The 13,665-nt window shown below is 68.3% G+C and carries 11 protein-coding genes and 1 tRNA gene; 6 read left to right on the top strand and 6 right to left on the bottom strand.

The features are described from left to right. Positions 1–67 precede the first annotated feature (67 nt). The 4 genes from ACZ4EF_RS20175 to ACZ4EF_RS20160 all read right to left on the bottom strand — a co-directional run bounded on the left by ACZ4EF_RS20175 (position 68) and on the right by ACZ4EF_RS20160 (position 4,004). Complete coding sequence (locus ACZ4EF_RS20175) at positions 68–994, bottom strand: phage baseplate protein (protein WP_467505757.1); 927 nt, start codon at positions 992–994, stop codon at positions 68–70. Between the two features lie 145 nt (positions 995–1,139). Continuing rightward, a complete protein-coding gene (locus tag ACZ4EF_RS20170; protein WP_391049663.1) occupies positions 1,140–2,003 on the bottom strand; it encodes a nucleotidyltransferase family protein in 864 nt (287 codons plus the stop codon). A gap of 120 nt (positions 2,004–2,123) precedes the next feature. After that, complete coding sequence (locus tag ACZ4EF_RS20165; protein ID WP_188280613.1) at positions 2,124–2,552, bottom strand: hypothetical protein; 429 nt, start codon at positions 2,550–2,552, stop codon at positions 2,124–2,126. Between the two features lie 321 nt (positions 2,553–2,873). Beyond that, complete coding sequence (locus ACZ4EF_RS20160) at positions 2,874–4,004, bottom strand: ABC transporter ATP-binding protein (protein WP_355342187.1); 1,131 nt, start codon at positions 4,002–4,004, stop codon at positions 2,874–2,876. Between the two features lie 183 nt (positions 4,005–4,187). Here ACZ4EF_RS20160 and ACZ4EF_RS20155 point away from each other — a divergent pair. Next, positions 4,188–4,261 (top strand) — tRNA-Thr (locus tag ACZ4EF_RS20155). A gap of 113 nt (positions 4,262–4,374) precedes the next feature. Beyond that, the gene (locus tag ACZ4EF_RS20150) at positions 4,375–4,710 is read left to right on the top strand and encodes a hypothetical protein (protein ID WP_467505754.1); all 336 of its coding nucleotides are present in this window, start codon (positions 4,375–4,377) and stop codon (positions 4,708–4,710) included. Positions 4,711–4,771: 61 nt separating this feature from the next. Here ACZ4EF_RS20150 and ACZ4EF_RS20145 read toward each other — a convergent pair whose 3' ends face one another. Continuing rightward, positions 4,772–5,965 carry a tyrosine-type recombinase/integrase gene (locus ACZ4EF_RS20145; protein WP_467505752.1) on the bottom strand — a complete coding sequence of 398 codons (1,194 nt, stop codon included), beginning with the start codon at positions 5,963–5,965 and terminating at the stop codon, positions 4,772–4,774. A gap of 526 nt (positions 5,966–6,491) precedes the next feature. On the opposite strand from ACZ4EF_RS20145, the gene ACZ4EF_RS20140 reads away from it, so the two are divergent. From ACZ4EF_RS20140 to ACZ4EF_RS20125, 4 genes are all read left to right on the top strand, one after another. Continuing rightward, positions 6,492–6,707 carry a helix-turn-helix transcriptional regulator gene (locus ACZ4EF_RS20140; protein ID WP_467505750.1) on the top strand — a complete coding sequence of 72 codons (216 nt, stop codon included), beginning with the start codon at positions 6,492–6,494 and terminating at the stop codon, positions 6,705–6,707. Between the two features lie 715 nt (positions 6,708–7,422). Next, positions 7,423–8,631: a DUF3631 domain-containing protein gene (locus ACZ4EF_RS20135; RefSeq protein ID WP_467505748.1), complete on the top strand. Its 1,209-nt coding sequence runs from the start codon at positions 7,423–7,425 to the stop codon at positions 8,629–8,631. Between the two features lie 472 nt (positions 8,632–9,103). After that, positions 9,104–9,574, top strand: a complete 471-nt coding sequence (locus tag ACZ4EF_RS20130; RefSeq protein WP_467505746.1) for a hypothetical protein — start codon at positions 9,104–9,106, stop codon at positions 9,572–9,574. 322 nt (positions 9,575–9,896) lie between these two features. Next, positions 9,897–10,145 carry a hypothetical protein gene (locus tag ACZ4EF_RS20125; protein WP_467505744.1) on the top strand — a complete coding sequence of 83 codons (249 nt, stop codon included), beginning with the start codon at positions 9,897–9,899 and terminating at the stop codon, positions 10,143–10,145. A gap of 489 nt (positions 10,146–10,634) precedes the next feature. On the opposite strand, the gene ACZ4EF_RS20120 is transcribed toward ACZ4EF_RS20125, so the two are convergent. After that, the gene (locus ACZ4EF_RS20120; RefSeq protein ID WP_467505742.1) at positions 10,635–13,304 is read right to left on the bottom strand and encodes a HelD family protein; all 2,670 of its coding nucleotides are present in this window, start codon (positions 13,302–13,304) and stop codon (positions 10,635–10,637) included. Positions 13,305–13,665: the final 361 nt, after the last annotated feature.

Genomic DNA, 13,665 nt, shown 5'->3' with positions numbered 1-13,665 from the left:
CCGTCCCTCAGCCTCCGCCGGGTCCGGGCCGCGCGATGTGCGGCCCGGCCCCAGCGGGTGGGGAACGTCAGATCAGGACGTTCTTGTAGTAGACGCTCGCGTAGCGGGTGGAGCTGGTCATGGAGGGGCGGGAGGCGAAGCCGAAGCACAGGCGCGGGTTGTCGTTGACGGTCCGGTAGACCATCATCCCCTCGGGCTCGCGGTAGAAGAGGGTCTTGCCTGCCGCGGTGAAGGAGCGCTGGACGACCTTGCCGGTGTTCATGTCGGTGGCCGTCACGTAGGAGTTGATGTCGGCGGGGTCCTCGTGCCCTGTGCCGTCCAGCGTGTAGAGGTAGTTGTCGAGGAACGTGTAGCCCTGGAAGGTCACGGAGCCGTTGCCGAGGGTGGGTTGGGCGAAGTGCGCCAGCGGGGTGGAGAACTTGCCCGCGGCGGCGTCGGCGAGCGAGAACAGGCTGTAGTGCATGCCGCCGCTCTCGCTGCGACGGACCAACAGCCGTTTGTTGACCGGGTCGGTGGCACAGGAGATCGTCTTGCTGCCGGTGAGGAACTTCTTCACCGACGACGGGGTGCCGCCGTTGACGAATTTGAAGCGGGCGAGCGCCGTGCCGCGACCGGCGTCACTGTGCTGGTCGGAGTCGCACTCCATCCAGATGTAGGACGCGGTGCCGACCGGCTCCACCCCGATCGACACACCGTGCCCCGCGTTGCTGACGTGCATGTGGCCGGTCAGGCCGCCGCTGATGCTCAACTGGTTGACGCACAGGTCGTCGCCGTCGCTGCCGTTCTGGATCTGCGCGATGTACAGGCGCCGGTTGACGTTGTCGTAGGCCATGCCCTGCATCGCGTGGTGCGTCTCGTGCAGCGACACCCCGCGGAACCGCTCGTACGACGGTTGCGACAGGTCGAACCGTTGGGAGGCCGGGACGTCGGCCGCTGCCAGTGACTCGCTCAGCGCGACGCCCGCGCCGACTCCGAGCAGGCCGGTACCGGCCACTTTTAACGCCGTGCGGCGCGAGAGGGATCGCGACAGTGATTTCGACATTGCGCCACCCTGGCACCACCCTTCACACCCCGCAATGCCCAGGGCGGAGGCGGGGCGGGCGGTCAGACGGCGGCGGGCGGCTGCACGGGGCGATCGGTCAGACGGCGGCGGGCGGCTGCACGGGGCGGGCGCTGAGTTCCTTGGCCGCCTCCGTGAGGTCCTTGGCGGTGTCGATGGCCCGCCAGTAGGCGCCCTGGGGGATCGGGAAACCGGCCAGCCTCCGCTCGCGGGCCAGCCGCGGGAAGGTGGTGCGCTCGTGGTCGCCCCGGTCCGGGAGCTGGGCGGTGAAGCCGGGCGCGAAGACGTACACGCCCGCGTTGATGAGGAAGGGCGAGGGCGGGGCCTCGATGAAGTCCAGCACCTGGCCGAACTCGTTGGTCTCGACGGCGCCCCACGGGATACGGGGGCGGGCCAGCGCGAGGGTCGCGATCGCGTCGCGCTCACGGTGGAAGGCGGCCATCTCGCGGAGCGAGAAGCGGGTCCAGATGTCGCCGTTGGTGGCGTACCAGGCTTCGTCGGGCCGGGGCAGCGAGGCCGCCGCGTACTTCAACCCGCCGCCGCGGCCCAGCGGTTCGCGCTCGACGACCGTGGTCACGTTCAGCGGCTGCGGGGTGCCGTCCAGCCACTCCTGGAGCACCTCGGCGAGGTGGCCGCAGGACACGACGGCGTCGGTGACGCCCTCGGCGGCGAGCCACGCGAGCTGGTGCCCGATGATCGGCGTCCCGGTGCCGGGGATCTCCACCATCGGCTTGGGGCGGTCGTCGGTGTACGGCCGCAGCCGCGAGCCCTGGCCGCCGGCCAGGAGCACGGCCTGGGTGACCGGCGCGGCGTCGTGGCGCGAGGCGTCATCCGGCGCGGCCGCGTGGCGCGAGGCGTCATCCGGCGCGGCGGCGTGGTGCGTGGCCTCGGCGCGCGAGGCGTCGTGGGCGGTCGAGGGGGAACGGTCGTCGGCGCGCGTCATGCAGCGCACCCTATGCGAAGGCGGCGTACGTCCCGCACCGGGCGGGCCGTACGCCGCAAGGGGTTCCTCGCGCGTGCCGGTGGTGGGAGGCGGCCGGAGAGGCCGCCGTCAACAGCGATGTCAGCCGACCGAGGCGACGCCCGTCGCGAAGGCGGTGTCGCACACCGGGCGCGACCACGCCTGGGCGCGCTGCGTGGCGCCGTCGTACTTGGCGACGGCGGCGCGCCCCAGCGACCGGGCGATCGACGCGCAGTACCGTGCGAGCGACGGCTGACGCGCCATCTCGACCTGCAACTGGGTCAGAGCGGCGCCGGGGTCCTTCTCCTGGAGTTCGTCCAACAGACGGCGGCGCAGCACCTCCTGCGGTGCCTTGGAGGCATCCTGCGCGGCAACCTGCTCCTTCGTCTTCGCGGATGCGGTGAGCACCTGCGAGTCGGAGGAGGAGTCCGCCCACGGGACGCGGGTGACGGCGAGCGTTCCCGACAGCACGAGAACGACCGGAAGAACGAGCGCGAATGTCTTGCCGAGACGGCGAGCTACCTGGTTCACGCATCGGATCGTAGCGACTGGTGATGATTTGGCGACATTTAGTCACCCTGACGAGGGAGTGAAAATCTCGGAGAGGGTGTTCGGGTGTTGACGAACACACCCGAAAGGCCGGATATGCGTATGTATTTGTCGACAACGTGTACGGATGGCGGGGGTGGGGGTGAGGCGGGGCGCGAGGCGGCGACGCGGCTCAGGTAGCGGCGGCTCACGTACCGGCGGCACACGTACCGGCGGCACACGTACCGGTGGCACACGGCGACGGCCCGCCGGTACGTGAGGAGTCACGTACCGGCGGGCCGTCGGCGTGGAGGAACCGGTGGATCAGCGGTTGTCGGTCAGGCGCTCGCCGGAGGAGGTGGCGAAGACGTGCGTCTCACCGGCGCGCGGCACGACGTGCAGCACGGAGCCCTTCTCGGGGATCGCGCGGCCGCCGACGCGGATGACGACGTCCTTGTCCTCGTCGCCGACCTTGGCCGAGCCGTACACGTAACCGTCGGCGCCCAGCTCCTCGACGACGTTGACGGTGACGGCGAGACCCGCCGGGCCCTCCTTCGTCAGCGCCTTGGAGCTGTCGTTCTCGGAGACGATGTCGAAGTGCTCGGGACGGACGCCGACGGTGACCGTACGGTCGCCCTTGTCGGACGCGGCCTGCACCGCTTCGCGCTCGACGTTCACGACCGCGTTGCCGAACTTCACGCCGCCGTCGGTGATCGGCACCTCGATGAGGTTCATCGCCGGGGAGCCGATGAAGCCGGCCACGAAGAGGTTCGCGGGGCGGTCGTACATGTTCCGCGGGCTGTCGACCTGCTGGAGGATGCCGTCCTTGAGGACCGCCACGCGGTCACCCATGGTCATGGCCTCGACCTGGTCGTGCGTCACGTACACGGTCGTGACGCCCAGACGGCGCTGGAGGCTCGCGATCTGCGTACGGGTCTGGACGCGGAGCTTGGCGTCGAGGTTCGACAGCGGCTCGTCCATGAGGAACACCTGCGGCTCACGGACGATCGCGCGGCCCATCGCGACACGCTGGCGCTGACCGCCGGAGAGCGCCTTCGGCTTGCGCGCCAGGTACTCGGTGAGGTCCAGGATCTTCGCGGCTTCCTCGACCCGCTTGCGGATCTCGGCCTTGTTGACGCCCGCGATCTTCAGGGCGAAGCCCATGTTGTCCGCGACGGTCATGTGCGGGTACAGCGCGTAGTTCTGGAACACCATCGCGATGTCCCGGTCCTTCGGCGGCAGGTGCGTGACGTCCCGCTCACCGATCCGGATCGCACCCGCGTTGACGTCCTCGAGACCCGCGAGCATGCGCAGGGAGGTCGACTTGCCGCAACCCGAGGGCCCGACGAGAACCAGGAACTCGCCGTCCCCGACCTCGATCTCCAGGCCGTCCACCGCGGGCTTGTCGCCACCGGGGTAGATGCGGGTCGCCTTGTCGAACGTGACAGTTGCCATGACTGATTACAGTCCCTTCACCGGCAGGAACGTGCCGGACGATCCGAGTAAAGGAAGGATTGGTCCAGTCCACACTGTGTGAACCTTCCCGTGACGCTACCTTGCCCCCCGCCCCTTGTCACCAGCCCCCGCCCCCCACTTTCCCTCCCACCCCCCGATCCGTGCCCGCTACACTTCTCCTGCGCCTCCTTAGCTCAGCTGGCCAGAGCACCGCTCTTGTAAAGCGAAGGTCGTCGGTTCGAATCCGACAGGGGGCTCTCTGTTTGTGCTGGTCAGGTGCCCTACCGTCCTTGTGGGCGGTGGGGCGCTTCCCGTCCGGCACACATTCAGCACACATCGTGTCCCGGACGGGGTGGGGAGGAGGCAGGCGGTGCCTCCCAAGGACGAGCTGGCGAAGCGGCGGTACGACAAGCTCGTGGACCGGGTCGAGACGCTGGTGCGCGCGTCACTGAAGCCGGAGTACCAGGGGTACGGCGGTCAGCTCGTCCTGAACGCCGAGGACATCGAGGAGCTGGGCAGCTCGCCCGACGAGATCCGCCGGGCCGCGCGAGCGGTGGGCCGGCGCCTGGGCTGGAAGACGGTGACCCGTGAGATCGACGGCCGGCTCTTCGTCCTGGACGACCGGGAGCCGCCGCAGGCGGTGCGGGACTTGATGGCGCGGCGCGCGACGGACGCGCTGGACGCCTTCTTGGGCAGGGACGACTGACGGACGCCGCCCTCGCTCGGGAGTGGGGACGACGTCCGGCAGTGAGTGGGTCGGACGGTTGTCAGGGCGGTAGCGCGTTCTCCTCTGTCAGGGCGGCCAACTCCTCGGCGGCCTTCCTGGCTTTGCGTTCCGCCTTGGCGGCCTTCGCCTGGGCCTTGGCGAGGATCATGTTCCGGCGTTTGTGCATCTTCTTGGAGACCTCGTCCAGCCGGTCGGGAAACAGGTGGCCGTAGACGTCGAGCGTGAGAGTCGCGGACTTGTGGCCGAGCATGGTCTGGACGACGTTGACGTCCGCGCCGCTCGCGATGGCGATCGAGGCGGCGGTGTGCCGCAATTTGTGCGGGGTCAGTTGGAGGTGGCCGAGGTCTGCCGCCCCGACCGCTGGGTCGAAGAAGCGCTGGCGGAAGTTGCGGATGCGGAGCGGGCCGCCGTGCGGGGCGGTGAACAGCAGCTCGTCGGGTGCGTGTTCGGCGACGTAGGCCGTGAGGTCGTCCACGAGGAACCGGGGTAGCGGGACGGAGCGTCGCTCGTGGTTCTTGGGCGTGTCCAGGTAGAGCTTGCCGCCGTCGTCCGCGTACGCCTCGGCGATGTAGGCCCGGCGTGCGCCGAGGTCCACTCGGCCGACCTTCAGCGCGGACGCTTCGCCCCAGCGCAGTCCAGTGTAGGCGAGTAGCCGGATGAACAGCCCGTACTCGCCCGCTGCTTCAGCGAGCGCTTCGACCTGTACCTCGTCGAGGTAGACGTGATCGGTGGGGGCGACTTTCGGAAGCGGGACGCCGGCTGCCGGGTTGAAGGCGATCCGGTGTGCCTTCACCGCGAAGCCCAGCACCCGGCTGAGGACGACGTACGCCGTGCGGACGCTGCGTGGGCTCAACTTGCGGCCTTCGGTGGCTTCCCCGGAGAGCAGGTCGGCGAGCCATTGAGCCACGTCGTCGTAGCGGACCCGGTCGAGCGGGGTGCTTCCCCACTTGGGGAGGACGTGGACGTCGAGCACGTTGCGGTAGCGGTTGTGGGTGGAGCGCTTCAGGTGGACCTGCGCGGCGAGCCAGGACTCGGCCACCTCCGCCAGCCGGGCTCGTCCGGCGGACGGGTCGCGGTATGAGCCGTCGCCGAGCCGCGATTCGATCCGCGTCCGCTCGGCCTCGGCGTCCACCTTCCGCTGGACCGTCTTCATCTTCGGCTTGCCGTCCGGGCCGTACCAGCGGACCCGGTATCGGCCGGGCGGGGTCCGTCCTGCCTGCCTCGCTTTTGCCACGGCCTGGGTATAGGCGGCGTGGTCGGCGCGATCCTCTATCCAGACGCGGGCCATCAGGCACCGGTCCGGTGGTGCGGGGTGTTCGTTATGAACAAGCGGTTCTGCTCCCTCTGTATTCGGTTCACGAGCTTGGTAAAGGTACCCGTCGCCCGCTCCGTTGAACATTGGTTCAGGCTTTTTCTTTTTCGCATCCGGGTGCCTGGTCACAGTGTCCGGGGATGAATTTACGACCCCGTTAAGCCTGTCGTTTTGTTGGCGGCACATTCCGTGCTAGCTTCCCGCGCCAGAAGTTCTGGAGCGGCATGTCTCCTGGTGAGGTGATGTGATGGGGCGGCTGGTCGGCGGGTTTGAGTTCTGTACGGTACCTCTGGTCCGGCCGCCGGTCGGCATCCTTCACGATATTTCAGAGCCAAGTGCCGAATTATTTGGTCGGCGGCCTTTCTGCTCCTACGGTTGTGTCCTTCCCGGCCGCTCGTGGCTGGGTTCTGTAACGGCCGCCGTTCGGCGGAGGAGAAAGCGAGAAGGATTGCAGAAGGCGAAGAATGATGCAGCAGGGGTGCGGCGTGCGCTGGCCACTCCGGTGGAGGTGTCGGAGTTCCTGGGCGTGCCGGTGGCCACCCTCTACCAGTGGCGGCACCGGGGCATCGGGCCGAAGGTCCACAAGCTCGGGCGGCACCTGCGCTACCGCTGGACGGAGGTCGAGGCATGGGTGGACGGCCAAGCGGTCGACCTGGCGGCGTGACCCATACCGCCGTAGCGAGCCGATACCGGAGGGCACGGCGACTACCCAAGGAACACCAACGATCGACCTGGGTGGGGACAGGCTGCCGGCCCGTACCCCGCCCTTCGAGGAGTAGTGATGCATGCACGGTAGGAACCCAAGCGCCGGAGGCGCATCCACGAGCCAGGCATGGCCGCCGGTGGCGGTACCGGGTGAGCCGGGACGCGTGACCAGCGGACCACTGGCCGAGGTCAGCAGACCAGTCCGCGAACCGTCCGCCGTCCGGCAGACCGCAGACAGAGCGGGCGGACCGTCCGCCGGACCAGCTCAGGGGACCAGCGGGCACCGGTCCCCTGACGAGCCCACCGGTCTGGCCGGGAACCGAACCGCGAATGGGCGGTCCGCGGACCAGCACACCGGTGAGCGGTCCGCCGCCGGACCAGCGAGCGGACCGGACCGGGAGGCGGACCATCCATGGTCCCCGCAGGTCACGGCCTCCGAGGCAGCGGACTACGGTGGTCCGGGACTCGCAGGGCTGACCGGAACTTCGGGTCAACGGACCGGAAGCGGCGCCCCCGGCGGATCAGCGGGACCGGACCCCGCGCTGCCGGACCAGACGAGCGGACCAGGCGGACCGGACCGCGGACCGGTGGACCAAGCTGGCGGACCGGGCGAGCTGCGGACCGGATCGGCGGACGAACGGCCTCCTGGTCCCGGAGCAGCGGTCCAGGCTGCCATGGACCGAACACTGGGTGAGGGTTCCGGACTGCTGGACGAAATCCGTTCCGCCGTAGCCCGGTACGTGGTTCCGCCGAGTCCGGAGGCGTTGGACGCGATCACGTTGTGGATCGCGGCGACGCATCTTCAGCCGGCGTGGCAGCACGCGCCGCGGCTGGCGATCGTGGCGCCGACGAAGGCGTGCGGGAAGTCGCGGCTGCTTGACGTGCTCCTGGAGACGGTCCATAACCCGTTCATCACGGTGAACTCGTCGCCATCGGCGATCTTCCGGTCGATCACCGAGAAGCCGCCGACGCTGCTGGTGGACGAGGCCGACACGATCTTCGGCAGCGCGAAGGTGGCGGAGAAGAACGAGGAGATGCGCGGTCTGCTCAACGCCGGCCACCAGCGCAACCGCCCGACCACTCGGGTCACGGGGGCGGAGCACAAGCCGATGCAGTTCCCGACGTTCGCGATGGCGGCGATCGCAGGGATCGGCGACCTGCCCGACACGATCATGGACCGGGCCGTCATCATCCGCATGCGCAAGCGCCTGGAGAGCGAGCACGTCGATGACTTCCGCACCCGCACCGCCATCCCGTTCCTGCACGCAGTGCGGGACCGGCTCGCCGACTGGCTGGCACCACTGCTGGACCAGGCGTCCGACCTGGTCCCGGCGATGCCGGTCCGCGATCGGGCCGCGGACACGTGGGAGCCGCTGGTGGCGGTCGCCGACCTGGCCAGCGGCGAGTGGCCGCAGCGGGCCCGTACCGCATGCCGGGTGATGACCGAACGGGAGAAGGGCAACGAGCAGGACCGGGGCGCCAAGGTCCGCATCCTGGCCGACATCCGGGCCGCGTTCGCCTCCCACGGCGACCCGCCGCTGCTGGCCACTGCGGAACTGTTGGATTCCCTGAACGCTGACCCGGAAGCCCCCTGGCACGAGCAAGGACCAGCCGGGCTGACTGCCCGCAAGCTCCAGATGCTGCTGGCGGGCTACGAGATCCATCCCGCCAACCGCCGCTTCTCCGACGGCCAGCGCCGCGGCTACGCGCGGGCAGACTTCACCGACACCTGGAACCGCTACTGCCCCCTGCCCGACAACACCGCGCCTCCTGGGCGTGATGCCCAGGCCGGTCCAGCCCCAGGATCGGCGGCCATGCCCAAGGCGCCGGGTTTGGGCCTTCCTGTCCCGCCGCCCTCGCCTGGTACGGGTCCGCGCCGCTGACCGGCGGCTGACCCTCTGCGACCCGCATCACCCGTCCCGCCGCAGGTCAGCGCGGGACGGGTGGCCCGGCTGTGACGGGTCGACCCGTCACAGCACAGTGACCCGTACCTGGCCTGACCAGCCCCGCAACGGGTGGGACACGTCGCTGACCGTCAACCCACCGGCCCGACCGAGAGGAGCAAGCAAGATATAGCGAGAGCATTGCTCTCGCAGGCCCCCGCGAGCGGGAGCAAGATATCGGCGAAGCTACTCTTCGCCGCTGGCGAAGGCGCCTTCGCTGAGTCCCGCCCCGGGGGTGGCGGGACGGGACCTCTTGGAGGTCCCTGGGCCAAGCAGTGGCCGACCCTCCCCCCTGAAATCAGCGCGCGAAGCGACCTTCCCGTCGTCCGCCCGACGCGACGCGTCCGCCGCGCCACCCACCGAGCACGCCGCAAAAACGCACCCGTCCCTGAATCACCCCGCAAGGAGTTCCTTGACCCACCGCAACATCCGCCTCGACGTCGTCACCCTGCTCTGCGACACGGACTTCCGCCTCCGCCCCGACACCAACAGGTGGTCACACCAAGACGGTCGGCCCTTCACCAAGGCCGAACAGACCCTCGCCTTCAGCGCCACCCGGCAGGAGTTCATGATCGCGGCTGACCAGATCAACCGCGAAGTCGCCTACCACCGCGAGTACGAGGAAGCCGTCGAGGCACTGCCCAAACTGCTGCTTCCCTACTTCGCCGACCTCCCCGACGGCTCCACGGTCAGCGACGTCCTGCCCCTGATGAGCGACCAGGACCGGACCGCCTACGACCGGCTCCGCGACATCCTCGCCCCGACGGCTACCTCTTCGCCCCGACGGACGAGTAGCCCAACTGCCACGCCTACTGGCCAGCCGCCAACTGCTCGGCATCCTGCAGGTGCAAACGGCCAGGATGGCAGTCGTCCTTTGGGATGACTGCATTCCCGTGGGGGGGCTGATGAGCTCTTTGAATTTCCCCACCCGGCGCTCAGGGTTCCGCAAACCTGCTCACCTCGTCTCCCCACCCACGGCGCGCTGGCCCGCGGCCGTGGTGCGGACGGGTGTGGAGCGCCCGGCAGTGCGCGAGCGGTGCTCGACCCGGTCGGCGACCCCTCCCGAGTGGCATTCGAGGACGGCGCGGCGGCCTGCACCGCGGATGGTCAGAAGGCTCGCACTGCCTTGCGCCGAGCAGGGGCAGGTTGCGGCTTAGACGTGGCATGATCCCCCCACCGTTATGAATCGTGGGGGGACCATGCGCTTGACGAGGGAAGTGCGCCAGCAACTTCTAGACCAGAACGAGGGCTTCGAGCTGGAGACCAGCTACGAGGGGAAGAACTTCCGCGAGTACCGGCGGTACCGGATCACGGGAGGGGAATTGAGCATCCGCTCCAGCGGCAAGACTTCATGGGCAGACAGTCGCTTCGACAACGATGAAGTCGCCACTGACGAGCAGACGCACCGGTTCTTGCGGGAGCATCTGGCTGAGCTGAACACCGATGGTCTGTAGGGGAATCTTAAGTCGAACGCGCAGCCGGCCCCGTACCGAAGTCTGGTGCGGGGGCACTGTTGGCCGCTTCCTGGGCCGCAACGACCGCAGCCAGATCACTCGCGTCTTCGACTTCGGCTTCGAACACCCCAACAGCTGCCAGGACGCCTAAGTCGGACGCCGCTGGATCGACAGCATCAGCGTCTCGCACACCCTCGACGGTATGCTCCGCGTCTACTACTTCGACAACACCCGACTGTCACAGATCACTAGGGGCCGTCAGTCTTCAGGTCGGCGGCCCCTTAAGCATGCTCGTAGTCCCCCTTCCCCACGGCGTCCAAATCCGGAACAAGTGAGGAAGAGGGGCAGCTCTGGCCGGTTTCAAAGAGTCTCATCAGGGCGCCGCACCACAGTTCTGATCGTGCCCTCTGGCGGCCCTGCGACAAGACAGCCAGACACTTCGATGTCTGCGCACACAGTGGTATCGCCGCTTATTGACGACCCAGCAGATCACCCATGGCCGGGTACGACGATGTGCGTCTCAGCGCCCTGCCAACTCCCGTCCCACCAGATCACGGAGACGCCGAACGCCCCTTCTACGGCCGCGATCGCCCAGGGTTCGACCGGGGCCGCCGCGCACACGAGGAAGGTGCGGTCGATGGCCCGGGCCAGACTGAAGCGGATCTCCGTTGTGCGCGTCGCCGCCTCGCGCAGATCAAGGTAGGTCGGCTGCTCGGCGCGGAGGACCTCGAAGAGGCGGGTGCCGGTGTCGTCGGAGCAGATGATGTCCGCGGTGATGTCGTTCTCGGGTTGCCCGTTTTCCCAGAGCTGGGCGAGGAGCCGGTGCCGCAGCCGCTCGTGGACGGCCTCCCGGCGGTCGGCTGCGACCGCCGCCTGCAGGAATTCCTGGAAGCCGGATGACGGATGGGAGGTGGCCGATGCAGCAAGTGGGGACGACATGGCAGCTGGTTTTCCCTCGGAGACGGAAACGGCAGGGCGGTCGACTGAGGGGACGGGCGCACTCGGAGTCGGAGGGATACCCCCGAGTACAGCGGGGAGAGCGGCGTGGTGGACGACACCGAGTGTCTGGGTGCAGCGCGTCAGCGCCACGTACAGAGCCCGGGGTCCGGAGGGTGTGCCAGCCGCGATGGCAGCGGGTTCCACCACCACGACGTGGTCGAACTCGATGCCCTTGGCCTCCGCTGGGTGCATGACGGGTACGGGCGTGGCTGGCGACGCCTGAGCGAGCGCTTCCCGCAGGGCGGCCGTGAGCGTGGCGTCCTGCGGGGCGATGACGGCGGTGGATCTCCCGTCCCGCAATTCGGTCAGGCCTATGACGTGCAGTGCAGTTGCCTCCGCGAGCAGGTCGGGGTCCGTCACTTGTTCTATGGTGACGGTCTGGCTGTCGCGCCTGGGACGGACGGACGACGCTACTGGCACGCGGGGTGCGGCGATTCGGGCGAGGGGTGCGACGAAGTCGGCGACCTCCGGGGGCAGCCGGAAGCCGGTCTTCAGGACCTCGACGGTCCACGGCGAGCCGCCGGTGAGCAAAGTGATCAGCTCGCGCCACGACTGATATGCGTGGGGTCCGGAGCCTTGAGCCAGGTCGCCGAGTACGGTGAGCGATCCAGAAGGACAGCGGCGACCCAGGGAGCGCGCCTGCATGGGCGTCAGGTCCTGTGCCTCGTCAACCAGGATGTGGGCGTACCTCCGACGGCCGTCGGATCCGTTGAGTTGCCAGTCCAGTTCATCGAGGCACACGAGATCGGAGGCGGTCCACGGGGATTTCCCAGTTCCCGAGTGCCGGAGCTCGGCCAGTTCCTCTGTGGTGAGGAGCGGCGCGGCGTCTTTGAGAAGCCGCCGACTTTTTAGGAGCTTGGCGTAGACATCGGCGGAGTTCAGCCGTGGCCATACTCGCTGGATGAAGGCGGTGACCTCTTCGCTCGCGAGGATGTCCTGGGGAGTTGCGGTCGGAACGGAGAGCAGGAGGTTGCCCGCGAGGCGCAGCCGGAAGCGGCCCTGACGGACATTGAAGGGACCGGTCTCGCCCATCGCCTCGCGGGCGAACGCGAGCAACGGGGCGACGTCGGTCTCGTACCGGCGGCCCTTGCACGTGAACCAGAACGAGGTCCGATCCCCATGAGCGTTCTCGACCAGGAGCGGGCCCACGCGTGAGCGGAGCGGCTGGCAGTGGGCTTCGACGGCGCGGCGCAGTGTGTCCGCCATCCGATCGTCACCCTTGACGAACTCCGCCTCGGACGAGTCCGCCGCTGTAGCCTTCCGGCTGCTGTCGTCGGCCAGGAGTCGGTCGAGGGTAATCGTCGTCACAGCTCCGCCGCCCAGAGCGGGGAGGACCTGTCCCGCGTAGTCGAGGAATTTCTGGTGGGGGCCGACAACGAGGACCTGGTCGGCCGTGCAGTGTTTGTTGTCGAGCAGCCACATCACCCGATAGAGGCCGACAGCCGTCTTGCCGGTTCCTGGACCGCCCTGGATGACGAGAGCGCCGGGGCGCTGGTGGGCCACTAGCAGGAGCTGTTCGCGTTGCACCGTCTCGACGATGTCGCGCATGGCCCCGTCACGCGGCAGGTTGAGATCGTCGGTCAGCAAATCGCGTAGCGAGGGGCCGGCCGCCTCATCGGTCGGCGCCGGATCCGCCTCCGCCCGGACATCCTCTGCCAGGCTGGGTGTCTCGGACGGCAGAGCGCCTACGACACCCTCGTTTTCCCCCGCCGCGGATAGGAACTCTGGTTTGTAGTCACTCAGCAGAAGTTCATCGAAGTAGCCGCTTACCCGACGCGGTATCCGTTGCGTGAAGCGGAGTTGACGCCGCAGCACGACCTCACCCGGATCGTCCTCGGTCGCCAGGCGCCATTCGACTGCGGCCTGCGCGGCTGAGGACACGACGATCAGATCGCGGACTTCGCTCCACACAGCCTGCCGTCCGATGAGGAACGACTCGTCGGTGCGCGTGCCGACACGCATGAACACCAGGGGGTTGCCGCGGTGTGCCCGCCGGTCCGCCAAAGTGCTCGGTGCGCCCGGTGCGGGCATTTCGTTCTGCTGGCGGTAGTCCGCGTCCACATCGGCGTCACTGATTCCACGCTGGTCAAAGCACGCGTACGCGAGATCCACACCCTGCTGTTCCTGTGCTAGAACTGCGCCCCGCTGGAAATTCGCCATACGTGCGCCTCACTGCCCCTGCTCGGTGGTGATCGCGAGCGGCATCGTCCGCGTCTCGCGGTGATCGTAGATTCCGCCGCACTTCCTCCGCCCGGAAAATGCGGAATCGCTATGAGGTTGCCCATGATCCGAAGCGAGAGCCACGATGGGTATGGCCGAGTCCGCTCTGCTGGGCGTACTACGGCCGCCGGGCCGAGGGACTGCTGTGATCAGCGGCGGATCGGCACGGTCTCGACTTACGCGTTCATCGCGCTCAGCCTGCGGACCGAATGGAGCAAGGACACCTGGGCGTAGACGAAGAGAGAGTCGATCGGGACGTCCTGTCCCCCTCCTTGAGGAGGAGGACCATCGTCTGGGTTCA

The sequence above is a fragment of the Streptomyces sp. NPDC025721 genome (assembly GCF_055558595.1).
Note: the sequence above shows the minus strand (reverse complement) of the source record. Positions and strands in the feature narration are given on the sequence as shown.